Annotated in this window: 31 protein-coding genes; 14 read left to right on the plus strand and 17 right to left on the minus strand. The window is 68.3% G+C overall.

What is annotated here, in order from left to right; genetic code table 11:
- Window positions 1-486: 5-oxoprolinase subunit PxpA (locus MEICH_RS29660; RefSeq protein ID WP_036218806.1), on the minus strand; the 486-nt coding region annotated here is incomplete at its 3' end.
- Window positions 487-543: 57 nt separating this feature from the next.
- On the opposite strand from MEICH_RS29660, the gene MEICH_RS23515 reads away from it, so the two are divergent.
- Together MEICH_RS23515 and MEICH_RS0104010 are read left to right on the plus strand one after the other, a co-directional pair.
- On the plus strand, window positions 544-1,065 hold the full coding sequence (locus MEICH_RS23515) for a redoxin domain-containing protein (protein ID WP_051303893.1): 522 nt from the start codon (window positions 544-546) through the stop codon (window positions 1,063-1,065).
- A 4-nt stretch (window positions 1,066-1,069) separates the two neighbouring features.
- Window positions 1,070-1,543, plus strand: coding sequence for a hypothetical protein (locus MEICH_RS0104010; RefSeq protein WP_027891531.1), 474 nt, complete (start codon window positions 1,070-1,072; stop codon window positions 1,541-1,543).
- A 188-nt stretch (window positions 1,544-1,731) separates the two neighbouring features.
- Here the strand turns inward: MEICH_RS0104010 and MEICH_RS0104015 are convergent, their stop codons facing one another.
- The 8 genes from MEICH_RS0104015 to MEICH_RS0104050 all read right to left on the minus strand — a co-directional run bounded on the left by MEICH_RS0104015 (window position 1,732) and on the right by MEICH_RS0104050 (window position 7,633).
- Window positions 1,732-1,992, minus strand: coding sequence for a hypothetical protein (locus MEICH_RS0104015; RefSeq protein ID WP_027891532.1), 261 nt, complete (start codon window positions 1,990-1,992; stop codon window positions 1,732-1,734).
- 6 nt (window positions 1,993-1,998) lie between these two features.
- Entirely contained in the window at window positions 1,999-2,376 is a 378-nt protein-coding gene (locus MEICH_RS0104020; protein ID WP_027891533.1) for a nuclear transport factor 2 family protein, read from the minus strand.
- 26 nt (window positions 2,377-2,402) lie between these two features.
- Window positions 2,403-3,020, minus strand: coding sequence for a glycoside hydrolase family 19 protein (locus MEICH_RS0104025; RefSeq protein WP_027891534.1), 618 nt, complete (start codon window positions 3,018-3,020; stop codon window positions 2,403-2,405).
- A 102-nt stretch (window positions 3,021-3,122) separates the two neighbouring features.
- Entirely contained in the window at window positions 3,123-3,755 is a 633-nt protein-coding gene (locus MEICH_RS0104030; RefSeq protein ID WP_245587611.1) for an outer membrane lipoprotein carrier protein LolA, read from the minus strand.
- 169 nt (window positions 3,756-3,924) lie between these two features.
- The gene (locus MEICH_RS0104035) at window positions 3,925-4,725 is read right to left on the minus strand and encodes a hypothetical protein (protein WP_157202603.1); all 801 of its coding nucleotides are present in this window, start codon (window positions 4,723-4,725) and stop codon (window positions 3,925-3,927) included.
- A 325-nt stretch (window positions 4,726-5,050) separates the two neighbouring features.
- On the minus strand, window positions 5,051-6,172 hold the full coding sequence (locus MEICH_RS0104040; protein ID WP_027891537.1) for an ABC transporter permease: 1,122 nt from the start codon (window positions 6,170-6,172) through the stop codon (window positions 5,051-5,053).
- A complete protein-coding gene (locus tag MEICH_RS0104045; protein ID WP_027891538.1) occupies window positions 6,169-7,059 on the minus strand; it encodes an ABC transporter ATP-binding protein in 891 nt (296 codons plus the stop codon). Before MEICH_RS0104045 ends, MEICH_RS0104040 begins: the two co-directional genes overlap by 4 nt.
- Window positions 7,052-7,633, minus strand: coding sequence for a TetR/AcrR family transcriptional regulator (locus MEICH_RS0104050; protein WP_027891539.1), 582 nt, complete (start codon window positions 7,631-7,633; stop codon window positions 7,052-7,054). The genes MEICH_RS0104045 and MEICH_RS0104050 overlap by 8 nt, the downstream gene beginning before the upstream one ends.
- An 89-nt stretch (window positions 7,634-7,722) precedes the next feature.
- Between MEICH_RS0104050 and MEICH_RS23520 the strand changes: the two genes are divergently transcribed.
- Window positions 7,723-9,180: an AAA family ATPase gene (locus MEICH_RS23520; protein WP_051303895.1), complete on the plus strand. Its 1,458-nt coding sequence runs from the start codon at window positions 7,723-7,725 to the stop codon at window positions 9,178-9,180.
- 170 nt (window positions 9,181-9,350) lie between these two features.
- Here the strand turns inward: MEICH_RS23520 and MEICH_RS0104060 are convergent, their stop codons facing one another.
- On the minus strand, window positions 9,351-9,902 hold the full coding sequence (locus tag MEICH_RS0104060; RefSeq protein WP_027891540.1) for a YbhB/YbcL family Raf kinase inhibitor-like protein: 552 nt from the start codon (window positions 9,900-9,902) through the stop codon (window positions 9,351-9,353).
- 274 nt (window positions 9,903-10,176) lie between these two features.
- Between MEICH_RS0104060 and pgm the strand changes: the two genes are divergently transcribed.
- Window positions 10,177-11,823 (plus strand): phosphoglucomutase (alpha-D-glucose-1,6-bisphosphate-dependent), encoded by a 1,647-nt coding sequence (gene pgm / locus MEICH_RS0104065; RefSeq protein WP_027891541.1) that lies wholly within the window; start codon window positions 10,177-10,179, stop codon window positions 11,821-11,823.
- Between the two features lie 12 nt (window positions 11,824-11,835).
- Here pgm and MEICH_RS0104070 read toward each other — a convergent pair whose 3' ends face one another.
- Window positions 11,836-12,240, minus strand: coding sequence for a (R)-mandelonitrile lyase (locus MEICH_RS0104070; RefSeq protein ID WP_027891542.1), 405 nt, complete (start codon window positions 12,238-12,240; stop codon window positions 11,836-11,838).
- Between the two features lie 324 nt (window positions 12,241-12,564).
- On the opposite strand from MEICH_RS0104070, the gene MEICH_RS23525 reads away from it, so the two are divergent.
- Window positions 12,565-13,479: a diacylglycerol/lipid kinase family protein gene (locus tag MEICH_RS23525; RefSeq protein ID WP_036218281.1), complete on the plus strand. Its 915-nt coding sequence runs from the start codon at window positions 12,565-12,567 to the stop codon at window positions 13,477-13,479.
- 213 nt (window positions 13,480-13,692) lie between these two features.
- On the opposite strand, the gene MEICH_RS0104080 is transcribed toward MEICH_RS23525, so the two are convergent.
- Window positions 13,693-14,259, minus strand: coding sequence for a hypothetical protein (locus MEICH_RS0104080; protein ID WP_157202604.1), 567 nt, complete (start codon window positions 14,257-14,259; stop codon window positions 13,693-13,695).
- A gap of 343 nt (window positions 14,260-14,602) precedes the next feature.
- Between MEICH_RS0104080 and MEICH_RS0104085 the strand changes: the two genes are divergently transcribed.
- From MEICH_RS0104085 to MEICH_RS0104110, 6 genes are all read left to right on the plus strand, one after another.
- The gene (locus MEICH_RS0104085; RefSeq protein ID WP_027891544.1) at window positions 14,603-15,748 is read left to right on the plus strand and encodes an acyl-CoA dehydrogenase family protein; all 1,146 of its coding nucleotides are present in this window, start codon (window positions 14,603-14,605) and stop codon (window positions 15,746-15,748) included.
- Between the two features lie 42 nt (window positions 15,749-15,790).
- A complete protein-coding gene (locus MEICH_RS0104090) occupies window positions 15,791-16,204 on the plus strand; it encodes a four helix bundle protein (protein ID WP_051303896.1) in 414 nt (137 codons plus the stop codon).
- Window positions 16,205-16,257: 53 nt separating this feature from the next.
- Window positions 16,258-17,004 (plus strand): electron transfer flavoprotein subunit beta/FixA family protein, encoded by a 747-nt coding sequence (locus tag MEICH_RS0104095; protein WP_027891546.1) that lies wholly within the window; start codon window positions 16,258-16,260, stop codon window positions 17,002-17,004.
- Window positions 17,005-17,100: 96 nt separating this feature from the next.
- Window positions 17,101-18,042, plus strand: coding sequence for an electron transfer flavoprotein subunit alpha/FixB family protein (locus tag MEICH_RS0104100; RefSeq protein ID WP_027891547.1), 942 nt, complete (start codon window positions 17,101-17,103; stop codon window positions 18,040-18,042).
- A gap of 171 nt (window positions 18,043-18,213) precedes the next feature.
- Window positions 18,214-18,480 carry an antitoxin gene (locus MEICH_RS0104105; RefSeq protein ID WP_245587612.1) on the plus strand — a complete coding sequence of 89 codons (267 nt, stop codon included), beginning with the start codon at window positions 18,214-18,216 and terminating at the stop codon, window positions 18,478-18,480.
- Window positions 18,481-18,885 (plus strand): type II toxin-antitoxin system VapC family toxin, encoded by a 405-nt coding sequence (locus tag MEICH_RS0104110; protein WP_027891549.1) that lies wholly within the window; start codon window positions 18,481-18,483, stop codon window positions 18,883-18,885.
- A gap of 95 nt (window positions 18,886-18,980) precedes the next feature.
- Here MEICH_RS0104110 and MEICH_RS0104115 read toward each other — a convergent pair whose 3' ends face one another.
- The 5 genes from MEICH_RS0104115 to MEICH_RS0104135 all read right to left on the minus strand — a co-directional run bounded on the left by MEICH_RS0104115 (window position 18,981) and on the right by MEICH_RS0104135 (window position 22,766).
- Window positions 18,981-19,928: a GGDEF domain-containing protein gene (locus tag MEICH_RS0104115; RefSeq protein WP_027891550.1), complete on the minus strand. Its 948-nt coding sequence runs from the start codon at window positions 19,926-19,928 to the stop codon at window positions 18,981-18,983.
- A 152-nt stretch (window positions 19,929-20,080) separates the two neighbouring features.
- A complete protein-coding gene (locus tag MEICH_RS0104120) occupies window positions 20,081-20,284 on the minus strand; it encodes a YgaP family membrane protein (protein WP_027891551.1) in 204 nt (67 codons plus the stop codon).
- Between the two features lie 82 nt (window positions 20,285-20,366).
- Window positions 20,367-21,044 (minus strand): single-stranded DNA-binding protein, encoded by a 678-nt coding sequence (ssb, locus tag MEICH_RS0104125; protein WP_027891552.1) that lies wholly within the window; start codon window positions 21,042-21,044, stop codon window positions 20,367-20,369.
- 95 nt (window positions 21,045-21,139) lie between these two features.
- Window positions 21,140-22,270: a recombination directionality factor gene (locus MEICH_RS0104130; protein ID WP_027891553.1), complete on the minus strand. Its 1,131-nt coding sequence runs from the start codon at window positions 22,268-22,270 to the stop codon at window positions 21,140-21,142.
- A gap of 76 nt (window positions 22,271-22,346) precedes the next feature.
- Window positions 22,347-22,766 (minus strand): hypothetical protein, encoded by a 420-nt coding sequence (locus tag MEICH_RS0104135; protein WP_027891554.1) that lies wholly within the window; start codon window positions 22,764-22,766, stop codon window positions 22,347-22,349.
- A 275-nt stretch (window positions 22,767-23,041) separates the two neighbouring features.
- Here MEICH_RS0104135 and MEICH_RS0104140 point away from each other — a divergent pair, with 275 nt between their 5' ends.
- The 3 genes from MEICH_RS0104140 (at window position 23,042) to MEICH_RS0104150 (ending at window position 24,748) form a co-directional block, all read left to right on the plus strand.
- Window positions 23,042-23,365: a hypothetical protein gene (locus MEICH_RS0104140; RefSeq protein ID WP_027891555.1), complete on the plus strand. Its 324-nt coding sequence runs from the start codon at window positions 23,042-23,044 to the stop codon at window positions 23,363-23,365.
- 141 nt (window positions 23,366-23,506) lie between these two features.
- Window positions 23,507-23,743 carry a hypothetical protein gene (locus MEICH_RS0104145; protein ID WP_147372573.1) on the plus strand — a complete coding sequence of 79 codons (237 nt, stop codon included), beginning with the start codon at window positions 23,507-23,509 and terminating at the stop codon, window positions 23,741-23,743.
- 120 nt (window positions 23,744-23,863) lie between these two features.
- Window positions 23,864-24,748 carry an SIS domain-containing protein gene (locus tag MEICH_RS0104150; RefSeq protein WP_027891557.1) on the plus strand — a complete coding sequence of 295 codons (885 nt, stop codon included), beginning with the start codon at window positions 23,864-23,866 and terminating at the stop codon, window positions 24,746-24,748.
- Window positions 24,749-24,978: the final 230 nt, after the last annotated feature.

Consider the following 24,978-nt stretch of genomic DNA (forward strand, 5'->3'; position numbering starts at 1 on the left):
GGCGACGGCGCGCAGGCCCGCCTCGAGGGCTCCGGCCTCGAGCGGCGTCCCCGGCAGCACCACCAGCGGGAGGGCGGGGTCGAAGTCGCGCACGGCCTGGGCGATGGCGCGGGCGGTCTGGGGGTCGCGGGTGGCGCGGTTGTAAAGGGCTCCGTGGGCCTTGACGTGGTGCAGGGGCAACCCGGCGGCCTTGAGGAACGCCGCCACCGCCCCGACCTGATAGAGCACGTCGGCGTAGACCTCCTCGGGCGTGGCGGCCAGGTCGCGCCGCCCGAAGCCCACCCGGTCGGGGAAGCCGGGGTGGGCCCCCACGGCGAGGCCGTGCCGGTGGGCCAGCTTCACCGAGCGCTCGATGGTGAGGGGGTCGCCCGCGTGGAAGCCGCAGGCCAGGTTGACCGAGGTCAGCAGGCCGAACAGCGCCGCGTCGTGGCCCAGGCTCCACACCCCGTAGGACTCGCCCGCGTCGGCGTTGAGGTCGAGGGTCATGGCCCAAGCCTATCCCAAAGCGCCGGGGCCTGCGTACGGGCTGGCAGGAGGCGGCGTATGGGAAAGCGGGTGCTGGGGTTGCTGGCGGTGTTGGGGTTGCTGGCGTGGGTCATGGCCCAGCGGGTGGGCAGCGCGGCCCCGCCCATCACGGCGGGCGGGGAGTGGTTCAACACCGCCCCCACCTCCCTCGAGGCCCTGCGCGGGCGGGTGGTGCTGCTCAACTTCTGGACCTTCGGCTGCTACAACTGCGACAACAGCCTCCCCGCCCTGCGCGACTACTACGCCAAGTACAAGGAGCGGGGGCTCGAGATCGTGGGGGTGCACACCCCCGAGTTCGACTACGAGAAAGACGCCGCCAAGCTGCGCGCGGCCATCGCCCAGAAGGGGATCACCTGGCCGGTGGTGCAGGACAACGCCTACCGCACCTGGCGGGCCTACGGCAACCGCTACTGGCCGGCCTTTTACCTCATCGATAAGCAAGGCACTGTGCGCTATGTTCACGCCGGGGAGATCTCCGGTCGTTATCCTAAGGGCATCGCGGCGCTCGAGGCACAGCTCGAGAAGCTGCTGGCGGAGTGAGGGCATGCTACGACGGGTCGGCAAACTGGGATGGGCGGCGCTGCTGGGCCTGGCGCTGGCGGCCCCGGCCCCGGCGGGCCTGACCCACGCCCAGCCGGGCAGCCCGGTAGTGGTGCGCCTCGAGGTGCGCGTCCCCAAGGAATACGTGCTGCACGTGCGCACCAGCATCGGCCTCGCCCACCCCTTCCAGGCGGGCCTGAAGCTCACCCGCAGCCCCCAGGGCACCCCCTGGCCCCCCGACCCCGAGCACTACGTCGAGAACGCCCTGCCGCTCGAGTGGAAGCTCAACGTCCCCAAGACCGCCAAGCCGGGAGATTACCCGCTGCGCTTCGAAGGCGACGTGTACTTCTGCAACACCGACAAAGGCCTGTGCCTCAAGCAGAAGGCCGCGGCCCAGGGAGTCTTGCGCGTAGGAAAGCAGGGCCAGGACCGGGTAGGGGTGCTCGAGGTGCGCCCGGAGACGCCGTTTGGTTTTTAGCGGTCAGCTATCAGCTATCAGCCGTCAGCTCGTGGCTCGTAGCCTGTGGTAGACCCCACCCTGTCCCTCCCCGCCGGCGGGGAGGGCGTATCCCCCCAGCCCCCCTTACTAAGGGGGTGAAGAAGGGACGTCTCGCGTCTTGCGTTTAGCGTTTGGCGTTCGACCATCGACCATCGACCATCGACCCACTACTTCTTCTTGCGCCCACCGGCCCGCGCAGTCTTGGCTTTAGCCCGCCTGCGGTAGCGGCGGATGGGGCGGGTGAGGGCGATGGGGTCGTCGGAGAAGGCGGTGCGCAGCACGTCGCGGGCGTAGGCGGTGGTGAAGCCGGGGCGGCGGCCCTCCAGCAGCGCCAGCGCTTCCTTGGCGGCCTCGGCGATGCGGCGCAGGCGGGCGTTCTCGGCCTCGAGGGCGGTGAGGGCGTCGGTGGGCGGGGCGGGGTCAGGCATGGCGGCTCACTCCTGGGGGGCCTGGGTGGTCTGCGCGGCCACGCAGCGCCAGCCCTGCGGAAAAAGCACGTAAACCTGGATGGTCTGGAAGTACGCGTCGAAGACGTGGCCCTGGTGGGTGGCCCGGTCGTGCAGCCGCGCGACCAGTACGGCGGTGTCGCCGTAGACCTCGACCTGCACCTGCTCGAGCTCCTGCTGCTCCCAGCGCATGTCGCCCAGGCTCACGTAGGTCTCGAGATATTCCTCCAGGTTCAGCCGCGCCCCGCCGGCGTTCACGTAGGTGAAATTCGGGTGCAATAGGCGCTCGAGCGCCGCGCGGTCCGCTTGCACCAGCGCGGCGGAGCGCTCGAGGGCCGCCTGTAAAACCGCGTCTTTGGGGCTCACCCGATCATTGTAGTCCAGTTCGCAACTCAGGCAGGCTTCCCGGTGAGGCAGAAGTAGAACCTCTTGCCATAGCCTGCGACCTGTTCGGCGCGGTCGAGGCCGTTGATGATGCGGCGGGCGTTCTTGTAGTCGGTCTTGGTGTCGTTGAAGTAGTCGGCGAGGCACTTGCGGGTGAAGAGCCCCTCCACCATGCCCACGAAGAGGATCTGCACGGCGATGCCCAGGTCCAGGGCCAGCGAGGGGTTGTCGTAGAGTTGCCGCCCCAGCCCGATGGCCCGTCCCAGGCGCTCGTAGTTGTAGCCGTGGGTGATCTGCACCAGCCCCCGCCCGAAGTAGCACTGCCCGTTGGCGTGGGGCAGGGCGTAGTTGCGCTTGATCTTGCCCTGCTCGAAGAGCCTGGTGACCACGCGCACCGAGTCGGCGTCGCTCTTGCAAAAGCCCTCGCGCACCGGGGCCATGGTCGCGCCGGTCTCGTGGTAGGCCGTCGCCAGGGCGTAGGCCATCCAGCGCAGGTCGCTGAGGCTCGAGCGCTCCCAGTAGTCGAACATGGCCTCGAAGCCGTCGGCCTGGGTCTGGCGCAGCCGGTTGACGAACTGCCGGCGGTAGCGCTCGAAGAAGTGCTTGCGGGCGATGGGCAGGGGCATGATCCCCCAGCCTAGGGCAGCAGGCGTGCGCCGCCGTCTCCGCCGCGTCTCGCGAAAGGAAAGGGCAGGCCATGGCCTGCCCCTAGCCGGCTGCCCCGTGCCCTACTTCCGCACCACCTCGGCGTCGGCGGGGTACTTCTTGAGCTGCTTGGCGGTGAGGTTGACCCGCTTGAAGCCCTTGAAGGCCAGGTCGGCCACGGTCTTGCCGCCGGCGTCCTTGAGGGTGAGCGCCAGGGGGCGGGGGTCGGCCTTGAGCACCAGGATCTCCATGCTGCTGTAGCCCTGGGTCTTGTCCTTGGGCGTGCCGGAGAGCTTCCAGGCCGCGCCCTCGGCGGTGCGCTCCTCGCCCAGCAGCTTGAGGCTGACCTGCTCGTTGAGCTGGTCGAAGTCGCCCAGGCTGGTGAGGTTGACGCCCAGCCCCTGCACGTTGGCCTTGGCGCGCGGCTGGATGATGAGCTGGTTGGTGAGGAAGAGGTAGTTCCACACCTCCTTCTCGGAGATCACCACGAAGTTGCCCTCGAGCGAGCCCGGCTTCTTGAACTCCACGCGCGCGACCTGCTCCTTGCCGGGCAGCACCTGCAAGCGGAACTCGACGTCCTGGCTCGAGCCGTCGGGTAGCTGGGCCTTGCCGCTGACGGTGGCCTCCCAGGGCGATTTCTCCAGGTTGGCCTGGACCTGCTTGGTGATCTCGGCGGGGCTTTGGGCCCCCACCCAGCTCAAAGCCAGGAACAGCACCCCGAGGAGGGCGCGTATGGCCTTCGGCCTTTGGCTACTGACTATCGACCATCGACCATCGACGTATTTGGACGTTTTGCGTTGGGCGTTCGGCATTCAGGTTCCTCCGTTTCCCTCCCGTCAGGGTAGGGCAGGGGAGATGAGTCGGATTTGACCGCTACGAGAACGATCAGTCGAAGGTAAAGGTGTAGCGCAGCCACACCGTCCAGCGCCCGTTGGCGTTGTCGTAGGCCACGTCGCCGCGCAGGCTCTCGGCCTCCAGGCTGGCGGCGGCCTCGAAGGGCACACCGCCCAGCGGGAAGGTGGTCATGAGCCGCAAGCGCAGCTCCTCCTGGAACAGGCCGAGCTCGAGGCGGTTGACCCAGCCCAGCCGCAGCGTGGCGTCGAGCAGGGTGCCCTCCTCGCCCAGCTCGCCGCGCCAGCCCAGCAGCGCGTAGGCCCCCACCCGGAAGCCCAGGCCCGCCAGGTAGGTCGCTCCCCCCTCGCGCAGCGCCCAGCTTCCCTCCAGGCCCAGCGTGGAGCCCTGGAAGATCGCGCCCGGGACGTCGCCCGCGTAGGCCAGCGAGGCCCGCAGGGTGTTGGCGGGGTCCAGGCGGTAGCTGGCGTTGAAATTCCCGGCGAAGCCGCTGAAGTTGCGCTCCCCCGCCCACAGCGCCGCACGGGGGGCCGAGGCGTAGCCGAGCCGGGCGTCGAGCCCGAACTGGGCCACGCTGCCGCGCAGGTAGGCCTCCGCGCCCCAGGCCAGCGGCTGCAGCCCGAAGCCCAGATCGCCCCGCGCCCCGAACACGAAGCGCCCGGCGGGGCCGAACTCGAGGTCGTCCTCCACCCCCAGCCCCAGGCTGTCGCGCTTGAGCCGCGCGCTCAGGCTGAAGCCCCCGAGCTCGAGGCTGCCCTCGAGCGTCGGGCTGATGTACCCCGGCGCGGCGAACAGGCCCACCGTCAGGCTCTGGGCCTGGCTGGTAGCTAGCACGTGGGCAACCACCGCCACGACCAGCGCGAAAATCCCGCCCCGGAAGTCGCCGATAGCTGATAGCCGATGGCCGATGGCCGGTAGCCAAAAGCAAAAGGCTCGTGGCCTGTGGCCCGTGGCCCGTGGCCCGTGGTGAAAAACCCCTCCCCAGCCCTCCCCGCCAGCAGCCTCGCCCCTCGCCCCCAGAGAAGGGGCGTTCAACGTTTGGCGTACGGCGTACGACGCAGGACGCACGACCCATACCGTCCGGCGTTTTGCGTCTTGCGCCTTGCGTTTTGCGTTCGGCACACCATGTACGACGTTCGGCATCATCTGGCCTCCCAATCTACACCGCGAGCTGTTTGCGGAAGCGGCTCGAGGCCAGCATCAGCACCAAAGCGCCGAAGACGCTCAGGGCCAGGAAGTCGAGCCACAAGAACTCCCAGCCCACCCCCCGCAGCATCACCCCGCGCAAGCCCTCGATGAGGTAGCGGGCGGGGACTGCGTAAGACACCGCCTGGAACAGCGCGGGCATCCCGTCGATGGGGAAGACGAAGCCCGAGAGGAAGATGGTGGGGAAGGCGTAGGCGAAGGTGCCGAACACCGCCTGCACCTGGGTGCGCGCCAGCGTCGAGATCAGCACCCCCACCCCCAGCGAGCCCACCAGGAACAGCAGCATCAAGAGCAGCAGCCAGCCTAAGTTGCCCTGCACCGGCACCCCGAAGACCCAGTGGCCCAGCGCCAGCACCAAGAGCGCCACCACGAAGGAGATGCCCAGGTAGGGCAGCACCTTGCCCAGCACCACCTCGTAGGGCTTGACGGGGGTGGCGATGAGGGTCTCCATCATGCGGCTCTCGCCCTCGCGCACGATGGACAGCGCGGTGAGCAGCACCGTGAACTGGGTGAGGATCAGGCCGATGATGCCGGGGATCATGAACCAGGCGGTCTTGTTGTCGGGGTTGTAGAGGGTGTGCAGCGAGGGGGTGAGGGGCGGGGTGACGGCCTGCCCGGCCAACGCCTTGCCCGCCAGCAGGCGGCCGTTGAGGTCGCCGAGCGCCTTGCGCAGGGCGGCCTGGGCCTGGAAGGCGAAGTTGGGGTCGGAGCCGTCGACGTAGACCTCGATCACCAGGCTCTTGTCCTGCCGCACCGTCTGCAGCGCCCCCTCGGGGATCACCAGCCCCACCCGCGCGCGGCCCTCGTCGATGGCCTCGGGCACCTCCTGCGGGCTTCGCGCGGCGTGGGTGAGGCGGAACTTGTCGTCCTTGCCCAGCTCCTGCACCAGCGCCTGGCTGACACGGTCGGCGGAGCCGTCGTAGACCGAGAGCCGGATGCCCGAGAGGGTGAAGTTGATGGCGTAGCCGAAGAGCAGCATCATCATCACCGGCAGCCCCACGATCAGCCGGGGCAACACGTGGTCGCGCCGGATCTGGGTGATCTCCTTGTGGGCGACGGCCAGCACCCGCGTCACCGGGCACCTCCCGCCAGCAGCGCCGCACTCTGCCGGGTGAGCACCACGAACACGTCCTCGAGGCTGGGCATGGCCGGGGCGAGCTCGAGGGGGGGGTGGGCGCCGGGCTCCAGGATCAGCCGCATCCCGTCGCCGCTGGGCCAGGCCTCGAGCACCCCCGGCTGGGCGCGCAGGGCCTCGGGGGTCGCCTGGGTGCGGGCGAAAGCGAAGCGGGCCTGGGACTGGGCCAGGGCCTTGAGCTCGGCGGGGGTGCCCGTCGCCAGCACGCGCCCGCCGTAGAGCAGGGCCAGCCGGGTGCAGCGCTCGGCCTCGTCCATGTAGTGCGTGGTCACCAGCACGCTCACCCCGGCCCGCGCCTCCTCGTGGATCAGGTCCCAGATGGTGCGGCGCGAGACCGGGTCTAAGCCGGTGGTGGGCTCGTCGAGGAACAACACCCTGGGGCCGTGCACCACGGCCTGGGCCAGGGCCAGCCGCTGCCGCCACCCCCCCGAGAGCGCCCCGGCCAGCTTCTCGGCGAACTCCCCCAGCCCGAAGCGCCCCAGCGTGCGCTCCACCGCGGGCCGCACGGCCTTGGGCTCCAGGTAGAGCCTGGCGCGGAACTCGAGGTTCTCCCGCACCGTGAGGTCGCGGTACACCGAGACCTCCTGCGTGGCGTAGCCGATGGCCGCCTTCACCCCGTCGGGCTGCCGCCGCACGTCGAGCCCGGCCACGCTCGCGCGGCCCTCGCTGGGTTCGAGCACCCCGCTCAGGATGCGGATCAGCGTGGTCTTGCCCGCCCCGTTGGGCCCCAGCAGGCCGAAAACCTCGCCGGGGTGCACCTCGAGGCTCACCCCCTCGAGCGCCCGGAAGCTCCCAAAACGCCGGGAAACCCCTTCTACGCTAACCATTTCCCCTCCTCCCTTCCAGGAAGCCCCGCACGTGGGCTTTCAGGTCGAACTCGAGCCCCAGGTGCCAGATCCCCCCCAGCATCAAGCGGGCGAAGAGCGGCCCGGCGAAGCCCAGCGCCAGTTGCTGGGGGCTCTCGGCCCGGTGCAGCCGCCCCGCGGCCTGCTGCCGGGCGAAGAAGCCGATCACCGCGGAAAAGACCCGCATGACCCCCGGGGGTGGCTCCCCCCCCACCAGCTCGGGGTGGCGCAGCAGCTCGGGCACCAGGCGCAGGAGCAGGCCGCCGTTTTCCTGGATCAGGGTCAGGTAGCTGTGCCCCAGCCGGTACAGGTCGGCCTCGAGGTCTCCGCTGTCGGGGGGCACGACCTCGGCCAGGGGGGGCGAGAACTGGGCCACGGCGGCCTTGAGCAGTGCTTCCTTGCTCTCGAAGTGGCGGAAGAGCGTGACCTCGGTCAGGCCGGCCCGCTCGGCGATGGCCCGGGTGGTGGCCCCCTTGTAGCCCCGCTCGACCAGCAGCTCGAGCCCGGCTTGCAGGATGCTGGCCCGGGTCGGGTTCGGCTCTGAAAGTAAGTACATACTTACATAATATGAACCCTGAGGGGAGCGTCAAGCCCCTCGGGTCGAAATCGGGCCGGATGAGACGGGGGCTCTACTACACTGGGCCCATGTTGGTCTTCAGCGACTTCTTCACCGACAACAAGAACGAGTGGTCGGTGCGCGACTCCAAGGAGGTGTTGCTCGCCCTCGAGAACGGCTGCTACGTCTTCGAGCACAAGCGCTCGGAGGGCAACTGGCTCTCGTGGTGCGGCACCAAGGCCGACTGGAGCCGGGATTTCCGCCTGCACGTGATCCTCGAGAAGGTGAACGGGGTCAACGACTACGGCTACGGCCTGGTGTGGGCCCTGCGCGACGCCGACAACTTCTACTCCTTCCTCATCAGCGGCGACGGCCACTACCGCATCGACGCCTGCGACAGCAACGAGTGGACCACCCTGCAGAACTGGACCCGCACCCCCCTCGTGCAGCAGGGCGACGCGGTCAACTGGCTCACGGTGGTGCGCCAGGGCGCCGAGGTGCGCTTCTACATCAACGACCAGCACGTCGACACCAAACCGGCCGCCGACTTCGAGAAGGCCTTCGGCAGCGCGGTGGGCTTCTACCTCAACCGCCAGATGCGCGTGCGCGTCCACGCGGTGCTGCTGCTGCAGGGCGAGGTGAGCCCCGAGGAGGACCCCTCCGCCCTCCAAGCCCCCGACGACGACAGCCTCGAGAAGGTCCTGGCCGAGCTCCACGCCCTCATCGGCCTGAACCACATCAAGCAGGAAGTCCAGACGCTCGTCAACTTCCTCTTCGTGCAGACCGAGCGCAAGAAGCGCGGCCTCTCCACCATCCCCCTCTCGCTGCACATGGTGCTCACCGGCCCGCCCGGCACCGGCAAGACCACCATCGCCCGCCTCGTCGGCCGCATCTACCGCCACCTGGGCTTCTTGCAAAAAGGCCACGTCGTCGAGACCGACCGCGCGGGGCTGGTGGCGGGCTACATCGGCCAGACCGCGCTCAAGACCGACGAGCAGGTGAAGAAGGCCTTAGGCGGCATCCTCTTCATCGACGAGGCCTACGCCTTGGAGCCCGAGGGCGCCACCTTCGCCGACTTCGGCCAGGAGGCCATCGACACCCTGCTCAAGCGCATGGAGGACCACCGCGACCAGTTCGCCGTGATCATCGCGGGCTACGCCGACGAGATGGAGCGCTTCTTGGAGTCCAACCCCGGCGTGCGCTCGCGCTTCTCGCGCTACTTCCACTTCGACCACTTCAGCCCCGACGAGCTCCTCGCCATCTTCGAGAAGTTCGTCACCGACGCCGGCTACCGCCTCACCCCCGACGCCCGCTCGGCGGTCGAGGGGGCCATTCACCAGGCCCACGCCGTGCGCGACCGCAGCTTCGGCAACGCCCGCTTCTGCCGCAACCTCTTCGAGGACATCGTGGCCGAGCAGGCCAACCGCATCGCCCGCTCCGACATGACCGCCCTCTCCGACGCCGACTTGCAGCTCATCACGCTCGAGGACATCCCCAACGCGGCGGCTGAGGCGGCGCAGCTTAGTGGGAAGCGGTCGTTGAATTAAGGTCGATAGCCGATAGTCGATAGCTGATAGCCGATAGCTGATAGCAAAACGCAAAACGCAAAACGCAAGACGCGGGTCGTACGTCCTACGTCGTACGCCCTGGCCCTAGACCCTTGACCCTCGACGAACCACGAGCTGAAAGCTGACCGCTGACCGCTGACCGCTTATGGCTATCGCCCGTAGACCGCGGTGAAGCTCGCCTTGGCGATCGCGTTGCCGTTGATGTTGAAGCCTACTAGCGCCTGGCTGGCGCTTGCGGGGAGCTCGAGCTTGTCCACCTTGAGGGCGTAGAGGGTGAACTCGTAGCGGTGGGGTTTGTCGCCGGCGGGTGGGCAGGGGCCGCCCCAGCCGGGGGTGCCGAAGGAGGTCACGGCCTGGACGGCTCCGGCGGGGAGGCCGCGGCCTTCGGGGTTGCCCGCGCCCTTCTCGAGCCGGCTGACGTTGGCGGGGATGTTGTACACGATCCAGTGGGTGAAGCCGCCCACGCCGGTGGGGGCGTCGGGGTCGTGGACGATGAGGGCGAAGCTCTTGGTGTCGGCGGGGGCGCCGGACCACTGGAGCGCGGGCGAGACGTTCTGCCCGCTGCAGCCGAAGCCGTTGTAGACCTGCTCGGCCTTGATGGTGGAGCCTGCGGGGATGTCGGGGCTGGTGAGGGTGAAGGAAGTCTGGGCCACGCCGAGGGCCAATAAAGCCAGCAATCCGAAGCCGAGTGGCTTGAACATGGTTTACTCCTTTCGCACCCATTCTACCGCCGGTCCCGGTTGCCCGGGCTTATACCGGATTCAAAAAGATAATCACCCAAACCAAAGACCTTCAGAGGCTATCTTTTTGAATCCTAGAGCACACCCCTCCCTGACGGTCGGCGAAGAAAGCGTATCCCTTCGGTCGGGTCAGTTCGTTCCCGAATGGGGACGAACTGACCGAATCTGGTATTACCCGGAGCGCGGGAGCCGTAGGGAGGGGAGGCGCGATAAAATCCGAACAACAGGAGGCTACATGTCCCTACATCCTCTGGCCGGAAAACCTGCCCCGCACAGCATTCTGGTCAACATTCCCCGCCTGGTCGCCAGCTACTACGCCCTGCAACCCGACCCCGCCGACCCCTTGCAGCGGGTGGCCTTCGGCACCAGCGGGCACCGGGGGAATTCCTTCGCCGGGACCTTCAACGAGGCCCACATCCTGGCCGTCGCGCAGGCGGTGGCCGAGTACCGGGCCCAGCAGGGCATCACCGGGCCCTTGTTCATGGGCATGGACAGCCACGCCCTCAGCGAGGCGGCCTGGGTCAGCGCCCTCGAGGTGCTCGTCGCCAACGGGGTCCACGTGCACGTCGAAAAGGGGCGCGGCTACACCCCCACCCCGCTGGTCTCGCACGCCATCCTCTCCTACAACCGGGGCCGCAGCCACGGGCTGGCCGACGGGATCGTCATCACCCCCAGCCACAACCCGCCGCAGGACGGGGGGTTCAAGTACAACCCGCCGGGCGGGGGCCCCGCCGACACCGGGGTCACCCGGGCCATCCAGGAGCGGGCCAACGAGATTTTGCTCAACGACCTGCGCAAGGTGCAGCGGGTGCGCCTGACTCAGGCGCTCGAGACCGCCGAGGAGTTCGACTTCATCACCCCTTACGTCTACGAGCTGCGCGAGATCATCGACATCGAGGCCATCAAGGCCGCCGGGGTGAGGATCGGGGTGGACCCCCTGGGGGGCTCGAGCCTCGCCACCTGGCAGAAGATCGCCGACCACTACGGCCTCGACCTGACCATCGTCAACGAGCGCATCGACCCCAGCTTCTCCTTCATGACCGTAGATAAGGACGGCAAGATCCGCATGGACTGCTCGAGCCCCTACGCCATGGCCTCCCTGATCGGGCTCAAGGATCAGTTCGACGTGGCGGTGGGCAACGACCCCGACGCCGACCGCCACGGCATCGTGACCCGCGACGGGCTGATGAACCCCAACCACTACCTCGCGGTCGCGATCCACTACCTCTACCAGAACCGCCCGCAGTGGGGGCCCCAGACGGGCATCGGCAAGACCCTGGTCTCCAGCAGCATGATCGACCGGGTGGCGGCGGCCCTGGGCCGCAAACTGGTGGAGGTCCCGGTGGGCTTCAAGTACTTCGTGGACGGCCTGCTGAACGGGACCATCGGCTTCGGCGGCGAGGAGAGCGCAGGGGCGAGCTTCTTGCGGATGGACGGCTCGGCCTGGAGCACCGACAAGGACGGGATCATCCTGGGCCTGCTGGCCGCCGAGATCCTGGCCAAGACCGGCAAGAGCCCCAGCGAGCACTACCGCGAGCTCGAGGCCCGCTTCGGGGCTTCGGCCTACAGCCGCATGGACGCCGAGGCCAACCCTGCCCAGAAGAAGGCCCTCGCCAACCTCTCGCCCGAGATGGTCACGGCCACCGAACTCGCCGGCGAGCCCATCCTGGCCAAGCTGACCCGCGCCCCGGGCAACGATGAGCCCATCGGCGGCCTCAAGGTGGTCACTGAGAGCGCCTGGTTCGCCGCGCGGCCTTCGGGCACCGAGGACGTGTACAAGATCTACGCTGAGAGCTTCCGGGGGACGGAGCACCTCGAGCGGGTCATGCAGGAGGCCAGGGAAGTGGTGAACGGGGCCTTCAGGGCGGCAGGGGTGCTGTAGAAGGACCGGGGCTCAGAGCTTGTATTCCTCGTCCGAGACGTGCTCGAGCCAATGAGCCGCCACCCCCTCCTCGCTGGCCTGCATCGCCAGGTGCACCATGGCGTGGGTGGTTGAAGCCCCGTGCCAGTGCTCCTCTCCGGGCGGGATGTAGACCGTGTCGCCGGCCTTGATCTCGAGCACCCCCTCCCCCCGGCGCGCGAACCAGCCGATCCCGCTCTCCACGTGCAGGATCTGCCCCTTGGGGTGGGTGTGCCAGGCGGTGCGGGCGCCGGGGGTGAACATCACCCGGTAGACCTGCAGGTGCATCGGCGCGGGGCTCTGGATCAGCTCGCTGATGTAGACCAGCCCGGTGAAGTACTCGGCGGCGCCCTGACGGGTCGGGCTTTGCGGGACGAACTTCTTCCAGGGGTTTTCCATGACCCAATCTACTCCTCGAGCAGTCCCACCCGGACACCGCGCCGTTCCGCCGGGCCCCGGTTACGTGCAGCGCGAAGGTGGCGGCAGGGGGCTCGAGGCCCGGTTTCATGGTCCACGACGCCCCTCGTTCTAACTGCGTGATAGGATGGGCGAGCTATAGCGGAAAGCGTCTACTTTTCGAGGAGGTGGGGCAAAGCGGGAAACCTGAGACCAGAGAGGGAAGCTCCCAAGCCCTCCGTGCGGGCTGCCGCCTTTTCAGTTATGGCCGCGAATTTCGCCTTCAGCAAGCGATCCCAGGCCCGTTCAGCGGTGGGGGCCTAGCCCGTGGTCTCGCGCGTTCTGGCCGTTGTAAACCCCAACTCGGGGCAGGGGGATTCCGGCTTCGGGCGGTTCGCGCAGGCGGTGCGGGCGGCGGGGGTGGGGCTCGAGGTGCGCGAGCTCGGCCCCGGGGCCTCCCTCCCCGACCTGCTGCGCGACGCCGACGGCTTCGACGCGGTGGTGGCCGCGGGCGGCGACGGCACCGTCTCCGGCGTGGCCCACGCGCTCGAGCGGCCCGAAGTGCCCGTCCTGGCCTACCCGGCCGGCACCGCCAACCTCATCGCCCTCAACCTGGGCATGCCCGCCGACCCCGAGGCCCTGGCGCGGGTGCTGCTGGAGGACCCCGTGCAGCAGCGGGTGGACCTGGCCCGGCTCAGCTACCGCGACCCGGAGGGGCAACAGCGCACGGCCGGCTTCACCATCGCCGCCGGGACCGGCTTCGACGCCAAGCTCATCGCCGACTCCGAGGCCCTCAAGCCCCGCTTCGGGGTGGGGGCCTACGTGCTCAGCGCCCTCTCCAACGCCAACCCGGCGGTGGCCGAGTTCCGCCTCGAGCTCGACGGGGAGGTGCTCGAGACCTCCGGCATCGGGGTGGTGGTGGTCAACTTCGGCCGCATGCAGCTCGGCCTCAAGATGTCCCCCTACGCCGCCCCCGACGACGGCCTCCTGGACGTGGTGGTGCTCAAGGCCCGCAGCGCCGCCGGGCTCCTGCCCGAGCTCATGCGCCAGATGGCCGAGCGCCTAGGCCTCGCCACCCCCGAGGTCGACGAGCGCCTGGGCGTCTACCAGGTGCGCCGGGTGCGCGTGGAGGCCAACCCCAGCCTGCCCCTGCAGTTCGACGGCGAAAGCCTGGAAGGGACGCCGCCGCTCGAGGCCCACATCCTCCCCGGCGCCGCCACCTTCCTCAAGCCCCCCGCCTGACGCCTGCACGAGGAACGGGGCGGGCATAAGGCCCACCCCTCCAGGAGTCTTTTCCGGCTATCAGCTATCGACTATCGACACCTCTCATACCAGATTCGGTCAGTTCGTCCCCGAATGGGGACGAACTGACCCGACCGAAGTGAGTGCTCTAGGATTCAAAAAGATAGCCTCTGAAGGTCTTTGGTTTGGGTGATTATCTTTTTGAATCCGGTATCAGAACTCGTACGCCAGCCCCACACCCAGCCCGAACGCGCCCACGTTGCCGGCGAAGGTGGTGTGGATCTCGCCGAAGGCCGACAGCGGGCCGCTGATGTCGAAGTCGAGGCCCAGCGCCGCGGTGCCGGTGAGGGCGTTGCCCAGGCCCAGCGCCAGGCTGCCGTAGAGCATCATGGCCTCGCTCAGGTCGAGCTCCACGCCGGTGAGCAGGCCGAAGCCCACCGAGGGCGTGGCGCCGCCGAAGCCGAGGGCGATGGTGGGGCCGAAGTAGAGCCCGCCGTTGGCGATGGCGAAGGTGGCGACCGGGCTCACCGCCAGGCTGCCCACGGTGGGGTTGCTGAAGAGCATGGCGAGCTCGGCCCGCGCGCCGAAGTTGACGCCCGGGGCTAAGTACATCAGGTTGTTGAGCGCGCCGCCCGCGACGATCCCGGCACCCACCCCGCCCGAGAAGCCGAAGGAAACCCCGAAGTTGGCTCGAGCCGGGTCGAGCGCGTCCGCCGCTAACGACACCGAACTCAGCCCGAGCGCCATCCCCGCGACCAGCAGCAACCGTTTGAGTCTCATGGCTATCCCTCCCAATGCGTTGGGCAGAAAGGCCGCGTGGGCCGTTCCTGCTCTGGGGCCAAGGTAGACGCGAGGGCTGAAGCCCTTCTGTCGTGGGACTGAGCCGCGGCTGATTTGTGACGTTTTTTCTGCACCTGTGGCGTGATACGATATATGACCGTGCTTGCAGACCGGGGAATAAAAACTTATACTCGGTCAAAGTAAGCAGGAGCAGTGCTGTTGCTGTGTGTAAAAATGACGATCGCGGTACACAGAGGAGGTGAAGTGGAGCGGAGGAGTTGGTCGCGGCTTACCTGCCGCCCGCAACGCGGGCAGGCCGTGCCCGGCTCGCCGCCATACGCCCATGCCCATTGACTTCAGCCTGACCGACGAGCAGAAAGAGTTGCAGAAGCTGGCCCGGCGCTTCGCCCGGGAGCAGATCGCCCCCGTGGCCGCCGAGTACGACGCCCGCGAGGAGGTCCCCTGGCAGGTCGTGGAGAAGCTGCACGAGGTGGGGCTACTCAACGCCATCATCCCCGAGGAGTACGGGGGGTTGGGGTTGGGGATGCTCGAGGAGGTGATCATCGGCGAGGAACTGGCCTGGGGCTGCATGGGCATCTACACCATCCCCATGGCCTCCGACCTGGGCATCACCCCCATCCTGCTGGCGGGCTCGCACGAGCAGAAGCAGCGCTTCTTCAAGCGCCTCACTGAGAAGCCCGCCCTGGCCGCCTTCGCCCTCTCCGAGCCCGGCAACGGCTCCGACGCCGCCGCCCTGCGCACCCGCGCGGTGCGCGACGGCGAGCATTACGTGCTCAACGGCACCAAGACCTGGATCTCCAACGGCGGCGAGGCCGAGGTGGTGGTGGTCTTCGCCACCTTCGCCCCCGAGCTCAAGCACAAGGGGGTGCTGGCGCTGGTGGTGGAGAAGGGCACCCCCGGCTTCAAGGCCAACAAGCTGCACGGCAAGATGGGCCAGCGCGCCAGCGGCACCTACGAGCTGGTCTTCGAGGACTGCCGCGTGCCCGCCGCCAACCTGCTGGGGGCCGAGGGCGACGGCTTCCGCATCGCCATGAACACCCTCAACAAGACCCGCATCCCGGTGGCCGCCGGCAGCGTGGGGGTGGCGCGGCGGGCGCTCGAGGAGGCCACCAAGTACGCCAAGGAGCGCGAGGCCTTCGGCAAGCCCATCGCCGAGCTGCAGGCCATCCAGTTCAAGCTGGCCGAGATGAGCATGGGCGTCGAGACCGCCCGCGCCTACACCTACTACGCCGCCTGGCTCACCGACCAGGGGCTCCCCCAGGCCCACGCCGCCGCCATCGCCAAGGCCTACGCCTCGGAGATGGCCTTCGAGGCCGCCAACCAGGCCATCCAGATCCACGGCGGCTACGGCTACATGCACGAGTACCCCGTCGAGAAGCTCCTGCGCGACGTGAAGCTCAACCAGATCTACGAGGGGACCAACGAGATCCAGCGGCTGATCATCGCGCGGCACATATTGAGCCAATAGCTGATAGCCGATAGCTGATAGCTAAAACAGAGCCAAAAAGCTATGGGCTATCAGCAGCGGGCGAAGCAAGCGACCATGTTGAGCGATAAGAGCTATTTCGGGTTCGAGAACCTCGAGGTCTACCAGCTCGGGTGCGAATTGGTCGTCAGCGCGTACAGGCTGGCTGAGGCGCTGCCGAGCCGGGAGCAGTTCGGCCTGACGTCACAGCTTTGCCGAGCGGCCACCTCGGTCTGTCTGAACATCGCGGAGGGCAAAGGAAGGGGATCGGATAAGGACTTTCTACGGTTCTTGTACATGGCTCGAGGCTCCCTGCTCGAGACGGTGAGCGCTGCCCACCTGGCTACAAAGCTGGGATTTGTCGAGGCCCAGGTGGTTAAGCCGCTTTACGAACAGGCCAGCCTGCTCAACGGTAAGATCAACGCGTTCATACGGCTGCTCGAGGCTCCCTCGCCTTAAGCTATTGGCTATCGGCTATCGGCAACCCGCGCCGAAGCGAAGTGGAGGTGTACGTGAAGTTTGTTGCCATCATACGTCAAGTCCCCGACAGCGAGTCCCGCCTGAAGATCGACGGCGGCAAGGTCGACCTCTCGGGCGCCACGCTCATCCTCGACCAGATGGACGAGTACGCGGTGGAGGAGGTCATCCGGCTGCAGGAGAAGCACGGCGGGGAGAGCGTGATCGTGGCGCTGGGCCCCGAGCGCTTCGAGGAGGCCGTGCGCACCGCGCTGGCGATGGGCACCGACCGCGCCGTCCACCTGGTTCAGGAGGGTTACCTCGACCCCATCAGCCAGGCGCAGGCGCTGGCCGAGGTGCTGCGCGAGGAGGCCCCCGACGTGGTGATCACCGGCGGGCAGCAGGCCGACTGGGACTCCCAGGCCCTGGGCCCGGCGGTGGCCGAGGCGCTGGGTTGGCCGGTGGTGGCCTGGACCACCGCGCTCGAGCTCGAGGACGGCAAGGCCAAGGCCAAGCACGACCTCGACGAGGGCGCCGAGGTGGTGCGGGTGGGCCTGCCCGCCGTCTTCACCACCCAGCAGGGCCTCAACGAGCCGCGCTACCCCACCCTGCCGGGCATCATGAAGGCCAAGCGCAAGGAGCTCAAGAAGGTGCCCGTCTCCGCCGCCTCCAAGGTGGAGGTGCTCGAGCAGACCATCCAGGAGCGCACCCGGCTGAACAAGGTGCTCGACGGCACCAAGGACCCCCAGGGCGCGGCCAGCGAGCTGGTGCGGCTGCTGCACGAGGAAGCCAAAGTGATTTAGATGAAAAGGGAAAAGGTGGCGGGGCGGACTCGTGGTTCTACTTTTGGCCTTTTCACCTTTTAGCCTTTTGACCTTCTCCAGACACCGGAGGTTTGAATGATCCTGGTAGTTCTTGAACACGACGGGGCCCGCCTGCGCAAGGGAGCCCTCGAGGCCGTCACCCGGGCCCGCCAGCTCAGCGCCCTGGGCGCCGTGAGCGGCGTGGTGATCGGCGAGAACTTGGGCGCGGTGGCCGAGGAGGCCAGGCGCTACGTCGGAACCGTCTACGTGGCCGAGGTGGGCGGCTACACCGCCGAGAAGTGGGCGGCGGCGGCCTACGCGGCGGCCCAGAAGGCCGGTGCCAGGGTGGTCATCGCCACCGGGGGCCGCCAGAGCCGCTCCTGGAGCGCCAAGCTGGCCTACAAGCTCGGCGCGGCGCTGCTGGAGGACACCCTCGAGACCTCCACCGACGGCTCGAGGGTCGTCGCCACCCGCTACAGCTTCCTCAACCGCGTCACCGAGAAGCAGGCCGCCGGCCTGCCCGTGGTGATCACCGCCAAGCCCAACACCACCCCCCTGGCCGAGCCCCAGGGCGAGGGCAGCGTGGAGAGCCTCAGCGTGGAGGCTCCCGCCGCGCAGGTGGAGGTGCTCGAGCGCGTGGTCGAGCAGAAGAAGGGCGTCTCCCTCACCGAGGCCACCGTGGTGGTGACCGGCGGCCGCGGCCTGGGCTCCCCCGAGGCCTTCGCGGGCGTGGAACAGCTCGCCGACCTCCTGGGCGGCGCGGTGGGCGCGACCCGCGCCGTGGTGGACGCGGGCTGGCGCCCCTACGGCGAGCAGGTGGGCCAGACCGGCAAGACCGTGCAGCCGGGCGCCTACATCGCCCTGGCCGTCTCGGGCGCGGTGCAGCACCAGGCGGGCATGAACAAGAGCAAGTACATCGTCGCGGTGAACAAGGACGCCGAGGCCCCCATCTTCAAGATTGCCGACTACGGCATCGTGGGGGACGTGCACCAGGTGCTCCCGGCGCTGCTCGAGGCGGCGAAGAAGCTGAAGGACTGAGGCTGGATCGCCGAACGCAGGTGTAGGGCGGGCCTCGTGCCCGCCCTTTTCACTCCCGCTGTCAGCAGGGGAGCCGGAGGGGGCTATGCCGCCCTGGCGGCGTACCGGGAGCCCCTGCCAAAGAGGTAGGAAGGCCTCGGTTCGTATATACTCACCGTATATACTAAGCCGGTGGCCACGATCAAGACGACCAAGGTTTTCAAGAGCGGCAACTCCCAGGCCGTACGCCTGCCCAAGGAGTTCCAGTTCGACGTGGACGAGGTGGAGATCTTCCGCCGGGGCGACGAGGTGGTGCTGCGCAAGAAGCCGGGGAACCTGGCGGGGCTGTTCGAGGCCCTGGCGGCGCTGGGCGAGGGGGAGCCCTTCATGGCGGAAGGGCGTCAGCAGCCACAGGCTCAGGAGCGCGACTTCTCGGGCTGGGACAAGGACGACCGTTGAATGCGCTACCTGCTCGACACCGACATCTGCATTCACGTCGCCCGGCACCGTCCACGGCAGGTTCTGGAGCGCCTGCGGAGCCTCGAGTACGGCGAGGTCAACATCTCCGTCATCACGGAGTTCGAGCTGACCTATGGCGCGCTCAAAAGCGCCGACCCACAGGGTAAATTGGCCCAGGTAGAGCTCGTCACCCGCCTCGCCCCGCCTCTGCCGCTGGACTCCTCGGCCGTTGCCGCAGCCGCGCGCATCCGCCTCGAGCTCGAGCGAAAAGGGCTCAGGATCGGCGCGTACGACACGCTCATCGCCGCCCAAGCCCTCAGCCTGGGCCTGACGCTCGTCACCAACAACGTGCGGGAGTTCGGGCGGGTGGAGGGGCTGAGGGTGGAGAACTGGCTCGAGCCCTGAGCCTCAGAGCGGTTCCCACGAATACCCCGCACGGCCAACCCGGCCGTGCGGGGAAAACACCTTCCGGTCCCCGAGGGCGTTTGTGGGAAACGCGGTCAGGCCGTCACGCTGCCCTTGTGGGCGTACATGTGCTGGTCGGCGAGGTGGAGGAGCTGCTCGAGGTGGTGCCCGTCCTTGGGGAAGTTCACCACGCCCAGGCTGGCCTGGACGCTCACGTGCCCGGCGGAGGTGTTCAGGCCCGCGTCCAGCCGGCGCTCGAGGCGCTGGATCAGCGGGCCGGGCTTGCCGATGACGGCCAGCACGAACTCGTCGCCGCCGTAGCGGATCACCAGGTCGTCGCTGCGCTGGTTGGAGCGGCACACCTCCACCACCCACACCAGCACCTCGTCGCCCACGGAGTGGCCGTAGGTGTCGTTGATGGCCTTGAAGCGCTTGAGATCGACGAAGACCAGGGCGAAGGGCTGGCGCTGGGCGATCCAGGTCTCGAGCACCTCGAGGCCGCCCCGGCGGTTGAGGGCCTTGGTCAGGGGGTCGGTGGCGGCGTGGTGGTTGAGCTGGGAGAGGGGTTTGGAGAGGGTGTAGGCGATGACGGCCAGGCCGATGGCGTGGAGCAGGCAGTAGCTCCAGGTGGGCGGAGCGCCCACCGCCCCGGCGAGCGCGGCCCCGGCGAACAGGGCCAGCCAGTGGCTGCCCACCAGGATGAGCACGTCGCGGAGGGAGTTGTACCAGATGAGGGCTGCCACCAGCGACATGTAGCTCACCGCCACGAAGGGGCTCGAGCCCCCGCCCGAAGCGCCCAGCAGCAGCACGATGCTCAGGCGGTTGACGTAGAAGTTGAAGCCGGGCAGCCAGGGCCAGCGCCGGGGGATGCCGAAGGCGGTGGTAACGACCTGGACGGCGATCACGGCGAGGACGCCCCACATCAGCGCGTGGTTAAAGCCGAAGGGCTCGGCGGCGTAGATCACCAGCAGCGAGACCCCTAAGGCGATGCGTAAGAGCAGGCTCTGACGAACTTCTTGCCAACTGGCGAATCCCCCCGGCATCAAGGCCAGGGTAGCACGGCCGCCGGGGCCGACCCGTTCAAAACACTATGTTGCTTAAACTAGCCCGCCCGGGAATCGCCCGGTGCGGTAGCCGTCGCCCGCCAGGAAAAGCCCCCGGCAACGCCGGGGGGGAGGTAGGGGGACTGGAGCGCTCAGGCGGCTTTACCTCGGGTGTTGATCTTCAGCGCGGCCCAGACCGGGCAGAAATTGAGGCTGGCAGTCGCCACCATGACCGCTCCTAACAAGCCGAACACCCACTGCCAGACCCCGTTCACGCCGAAGAAAGCGATGAGAAGGAACACCACTGCCAGCACGTAGCGGATGCGTTGGTCGGCGTAGCCCACGTTGGGAATCATCGCGGCCCCCTCACCGGTAAGGCTAGCGCAAGGGGGCAGGTACGAATGCCTTGAGAGAAATGTCCCCCATCCGGCCCGGCGCTCAGGCGGCTTTGGCGCCGGCGTTCAGCCGCTCGAGCGCGGTGACCTTGCCCACCTCCACCAGGCGCTTGTAGCGCTTGGTCTTGCTCTCGCGGTCTTCCCAGACCTCGGTCTTGAGCGCGCCCTCGATCATCACCTGGCTGCCCTTCTTCAGGCTCTTGAAGGGCTCGGCCAGCTCGCCCCAGGCCTCGAGCTCGACGTAGTGGCTCTTGCTGTTCTGACCGTCCCAGGTCGAGAAGCCGAGCTGGGCCTTGGCGATTGGGGTCTTCATCGAGGTCTGGCGCAGCTCGGGGTCGGCGGTGAGGCCGCCGATGAGGAAGACGCGGTTGTCGGCGCCGTAGAGGACGGGGCCCTTCTCCTCCTCGCGCACGTCGGCGCCCTCCAGGCGGTGCAGCTCCTCGCCCACCACGCGCAGCCTCGAGCCCTTGCGGCCGTCCACCTCCCAGCTCTCGTACTCCAGACGCCCGCTGGCCTGGTAGGCCGCGCCCTCCACCAGGCTCTGGGCCCAGGCCTCGGCGAGCTTGCCGTAGAAGGTGAGGTCCACGCGGGTGAAGACGAAGTTGTCCTTGACGGGCCGCTTGCCCACGAGGGCGATCTCCAGAAGGGGCGTGCCCCTGGGGGTGTAGCGCAGTTCGTGGCGGCTGAGCACGCCGCTGGCGAGTACTAGGTTGGCTCCCATGTCGTCTCTCCTGTTCGGGGGTGGGTCGGGCAGGCGGTTGCCGTAGCTGAGCAGGCCCAGAAGCCACCGCCACCACCTGCGGGCTGAAGCTCCTTTCACGCGGCTTCCTTGCTCTTGCGCTGCTCGTAGAGGTAGGCCATGGCCTTGCGGGCCTGGAGGCGGGTCATGGCGCCGGGCTCGGCCGGCTCCTCGAAGCCCAAGGCCTCGTAGTCGGCGGCCCGCAGGTACTTGAAGGCGAAGCCCGCGTAGCGCTGGTCGGTCTCGCCGTGCCGGGACACGGGCTCGTCCTGGGTGGCCTCGAGCTCGTCCACGTAGGCCTTGAGGCGCTCGTAGGCCTGCTGGGCCTCGGCCTCGCTGATGCGCTCGAGGGTGCGCAGCACCTGGTAGTACTTCTCCACCGCGTCGCCCAAGATGTAGTGCTTCTCGATGGCCTCGTTGAGCAGCAGCGCGTAGCGGGCGCGGATGGCGATGTTCTCCTCCACCCCCACCTCGGGCGAGGCGATGACCTTGCCGTGGGCGTCGGTGATGACGAAGCCCTGCACCCGCTGGGTGGCGGCCCCGGCGGCGTGGCGCTTCCAGGGGTCCTTGAGGGCCTCGAGGGTCTCGGGCGCGTCGCGCAGCTCGATGCGGCTGGTGGGGAAGCCGTCCTTGCCCTTCGACACGTTCACGGTGAGTAGGAAGGGCACCCCGGTGAGGTCGCCGCCGGCGGCCTGCTGCAGCTGGCGCAGGTAGCCCTCGGCCCGGCTCACCGCGCTCATGCCCTTGATGTCGATCTGGTAGACCCCGGCGCTGGGCACGCCCACGACCTTGAAGCTCAGGATGCCGATGGGGCGGCACTGCGCGGGCTCGGTCTTCTCGCCCTTCTTGGCGGGCTGGGCGAAGGGGCAGCCCCGAAGGGCGCAGTCGCGGGCCTTGAGGCTGCCGTCGGCCTGAACCTCCTGCCCCACGACGCCGTCGCCGCGGCACATCAGGCCCGAGCGGGCGTAGCGCTTGTAGTAGGGGTCCCAGGTGGCCTCGGAGAGGTTGTCGGGGAGGTAGACGAGCACCTGGGCGGGCTTCTCGCCGTAGAGGGCCTGCACCGGCTGCGCCCCGTCGACGATGCGGAAGTGGTCGAGCGCGGTGGGCTTCTCGAAGCGGCGGCCCCCCCGCTCGACGGTCTCCTTCATGCCGATCTTGAACTTCCCGATACGGACGTACCGGGTGCGGGTGTTGAGTCCTTGGATCATGTCGCGGTCCTTTCTCGCTGGCGGTTTGCGTTGCGGTCTGAGGGGGTGTGGCCGGTAGCCTGCGCTACCGGCGGGTTTACGCGGCCTTGCGGGCGACGTTGCTGCCCAGCCAGCTCACGAAGTCGGCCAGCATCTGCTGGGCCTCCTTCCAGGTGTGGCCGGGGTCGTGGGCGGGGACGCCCTCGAGCTCGATCTGGGTGGCGCCGGCCTCCTTGAGCGCGGCCAGGGCCTGCTCGCGGGTGGCGGCGTAGAGCTTGCGCTCGCGGCGGTCGAGGAGCAGCAGGCTGCCCTCCAGCCGCAGCAGGTGCGGCTTGACCGAGGGGTGCGCGGCCCAGATCAGGTAGGCCCAGGAGTTGCCCGAGCCCGAGCTGTGCCCGTCGTCGTACATCAGGGTGTCGCTGCCGGGCTCGAAGTAGAACACCACGCGGGGGGCGAGGCCGGGGTAGCCGAGGATCTTCTCCAGCTTGGGGTGTAGGGGGATCTCGAGTTTGGTCATGGCTGTTTCCGTTTTTGTCCTGTGTCCTGTGGCTTGGTGTGTGAGGGGCTCGAGTCGGTGTTCTTGGCGTCGCAGCTGGTGGCTCCTGAGGTCGGCCCTCCGTCGAGGTTCTACGTCATGGGTTAGGGTTGAACCTCGTGATTTAGTTTATAACATAATGGCGAGCATGTCCATACCATAATGACCGATGTCACAGACGTATTGAACCCTAAGTATTATGCTGTAAACTAAATGCCTCGAGCCCTTAGGGCGAGGGCGCGTGTGAGGAGACCGCCATGTACGAGAGCGAACGGGGAAGGGAACGCTACGCCGGGGAGGAAGGCCTGAAAGACCTGGTGGTGCTCGAGCCGCCGCCGGTGCCGGAGCCCGACGAGGACACCCAGGAAGTGCCCGCGGTGGTATTCTTTGCCGCCCGGGCCAGCACGCCCGAGCTGCGCGTGGCCTACCGGGCGCTGGAGATCTGGCTGCTCGAGGCCCCCTCCCTGCCCCACGAGCGTGAGCTGGCCTGGCGGATGCACCACGCCCTCGAGCGCGAGCTCGAGCGCCGCGTGCGCGAGAGCATCTGGCCGAGGGGCGAGGAAGAAGCCCTGCCGTTTTAAGTACCCCACGGGAAGCTTCCCATCGCGGCTGGCCCCGGTGTGCACCGAATCGGCCCGTTTGTACGGTTAGAGCTTCCCAGGATAGGGGTAAATCCGTTGAGGGCACTTAGAACAACGCCTGCCCATCCGAGAAGAACGCCTATGAGACGACTCGTGATCGAACTCAAAGACCACCCCAAGCGCTCCATCACCCTCATGAGCGGGGAGCGGATGGACGCGGCCATCCGCAAGTACGCCCCCCACCTGCGGGGCCTCGAGCCCGTGCAGGTGTTCGTGCAGGAGTACGACCCGCGCCTATCGACCCGCTTCCGCTACACGCCCGCGCCGCAACTGCTCGAGCTGCTGCGCCGCGAGCTGCGCCAGGCCCCCGCCGCCTGAGCCTGCCCGCCCGAACGGCCGCGAGGGGTTCCCTCGCGGCTTTTTGCCAGCGCCCCGCCGCCTCGCCCGCCGCCGCCGAGCTCTGGCCGAGGCTCATGAAGCGCTTTGTACACTGAATCGATGCGCGACCTGGATTCGCAAGAGACCTACCTGGCCGACCGCATGGGTCTGGCCTTCGAATTGCGCGACCTGGTGGGGAGTGGGCCGGTGCCGCAGGCCGGCTACGCCCCGCCTTACGGGGTCGTGGGCTACGGCGAGGCCTGGTGGGCGGCGCGGCTGGCGCGGGACTGGATCGGGGCGGAGTTCACCGAGCGCGGCACCCAGTTCGTGCTCGAGGGCGGCTACGACCTGGGGCAAGCCCTGAGCGCCGGGCTCTACGCGGGGGCCGGCGCCGAGATCGTGCGGCTGGGCTACCGGGAGGAGGTCGAGGTGCAGGTGGAGGCCCACCCGCTCTCGCCCTACCGCTACCTGCGCTTCCTGCTGCTGGCGACCGGGCAGCAGGCCGAGCTCGAGCGCGTGGACCGGGCGCTGCTGCTCGAGCGCGAGCGCCTGCGCCCGGAGGTGGGCCTGGACAAGAACCCGGCCAAGTTCCTGGCCTACTCGCTGCTCGAGCGCACCCCGCTGTGGGTGGTGCCCGAGCGTTACGCGGGGCTGGCCCAGGCCATGCAGCAGACCTACGCCCGTATCGGCAAGAGCCTCTCGATCACGCCGCCGCCCTCAGGGCTGGAGTTCTTCCTCACCGGGCTCGAGGCGCGTCACGAGCAGGGCGACCCCATCGCGGCGGTGTTGCTGGGTGACGACGAGCGCAAGCGGGTGAGCCAGGAGATCCTGGAAAGCCGCGTGGACACCCTCATCGAGCTGCCTGAGCCCGAGGCCGAGGGCACCCTGGCGAAAGCCCTGTGCTACTGGTACCGCGTCGCCTGGGCGAGCTACTACGTGGCTTTGCTCTACGGGGTGGAGCCGGGCGACTGGGAGGTGCTCGAGCGCCTGCGCGAAGCCACGTGAGCGCTTGAGTTTTCTCTTCTGTGGAAGGAGGGGGTGTGTTGCGGTGGGGTGGTTTGGCGGGGATCGCTCCGCCGTCGGAGGGTGTAGGGGGAGGCCATTCCACGTGGCGAGGGCATCGCGGTACGCGACCCGGCATGCGCCGGAAACCTGCTCCCCCTCTCACCCTCCGAGGGACTCCAGGTTACCGGCAGAGCCGGTATGGCCTACGGCCACCCCCTCGCGGACGTGCC

The organism is Calidithermus chliarophilus DSM 9957, from assembly GCF_000430045.1.
Taxonomy (GTDB): domain Bacteria; phylum Deinococcota; class Deinococci; order Deinococcales; family Thermaceae; genus Calidithermus; species Calidithermus chliarophilus.

Bases quoted from the DNA above. Each gene is read 5' to 3' on its own strand.
- MEICH_RS0104145 (WP_147372573.1), top strand. From the start codon at position 23,507: ATGAGACGACTCGTGATCGAACTCAAAGACCACCCCAAGCGCTCCATC.
- MEICH_RS0104135 (WP_027891554.1), bottom strand. From the start codon at position 22,766: ATGACCAAACTCGAGATCCCCCTACACCCCAAGCTGGAGAAGATCCTC.
- MEICH_RS0104060 (WP_027891540.1), bottom strand. From the start codon at position 9,902: ATGTTCAAGCCACTCGGCTTCGGATTGCTGGCTTTATTGGCCCTCGGC.
- MEICH_RS0104115 (WP_027891550.1), bottom strand. From the start codon at position 19,928: ATGCCGGGGGGATTCGCCAGTTGGCAAGAAGTTCGTCAGAGCCTGCTC.
- MEICH_RS0104150 (WP_027891557.1), top strand. From the start codon at position 23,864: ATGCGCGACCTGGATTCGCAAGAGACCTACCTGGCCGACCGCATGGGT.
- MEICH_RS0104010 (WP_027891531.1), top strand. From the start codon at position 1,070: ATGCTACGACGGGTCGGCAAACTGGGATGGGCGGCGCTGCTGGGCCTG.
- MEICH_RS0104130 (WP_027891553.1), bottom strand. From the start codon at position 22,270: ATGATCCAAGGACTCAACACCCGCACCCGGTACGTCCGTATCGGGAAG.
- MEICH_RS0104070 (WP_027891542.1), bottom strand. From the start codon at position 12,240: ATGGAAAACCCCTGGAAGAAGTTCGTCCCGCAAAGCCCGACCCGTCAG.
- MEICH_RS0104025 (WP_027891534.1), bottom strand. From the start codon at position 3,020: ATGCCCCTGCCCATCGCCCGCAAGCACTTCTTCGAGCGCTACCGCCGG.
- MEICH_RS23520 (WP_051303895.1), top strand. From the start codon at position 7,723: ATGTTGGTCTTCAGCGACTTCTTCACCGACAACAAGAACGAGTGGTCG.
- MEICH_RS0104050 (WP_027891539.1), bottom strand. From the start codon at position 7,633: ATGTACTTACTTTCAGAGCCGAACCCGACCCGGGCCAGCATCCTGCAA.
- MEICH_RS0104110 (WP_027891549.1), top strand. From the start codon at position 18,481: ATGCGCTACCTGCTCGACACCGACATCTGCATTCACGTCGCCCGGCAC.
- MEICH_RS0104045 (WP_027891538.1), bottom strand. From the start codon at position 7,059: ATGGTTAGCGTAGAAGGGGTTTCCCGGCGTTTTGGGAGCTTCCGGGCG.
- MEICH_RS0104080 (WP_157202604.1), bottom strand. From the start codon at position 14,259: ATGAGACTCAAACGGTTGCTGCTGGTCGCGGGGATGGCGCTCGGGCTG.
- MEICH_RS0104100 (WP_027891547.1), top strand. From the start codon at position 17,101: ATGATCCTGGTAGTTCTTGAACACGACGGGGCCCGCCTGCGCAAGGGA.
- MEICH_RS0104015 (WP_027891532.1), bottom strand. From the start codon at position 1,992: ATGCCTGACCCCGCCCCGCCCACCGACGCCCTCACCGCCCTCGAGGCC.
- MEICH_RS0104120 (WP_027891551.1), bottom strand. From the start codon at position 20,284: ATGATTCCCAACGTGGGCTACGCCGACCAACGCATCCGCTACGTGCTG.
- ssb (WP_027891552.1), bottom strand. From the start codon at position 21,044: ATGGGAGCCAACCTAGTACTCGCCAGCGGCGTGCTCAGCCGCCACGAA.
- pgm (WP_027891541.1), top strand. From the start codon at position 10,177: ATGTCCCTACATCCTCTGGCCGGAAAACCTGCCCCGCACAGCATTCTG.
- MEICH_RS0104140 (WP_027891555.1), top strand. From the start codon at position 23,042: ATGTACGAGAGCGAACGGGGAAGGGAACGCTACGCCGGGGAGGAAGGC.
- MEICH_RS23515 (WP_051303893.1), top strand. From the start codon at position 544: ATGGGAAAGCGGGTGCTGGGGTTGCTGGCGGTGTTGGGGTTGCTGGCG.
- MEICH_RS0104085 (WP_027891544.1), top strand. From the start codon at position 14,603: ATGCCCATTGACTTCAGCCTGACCGACGAGCAGAAAGAGTTGCAGAAG.
- MEICH_RS0104090 (WP_051303896.1), top strand. From the start codon at position 15,791: ATGGGCTATCAGCAGCGGGCGAAGCAAGCGACCATGTTGAGCGATAAG.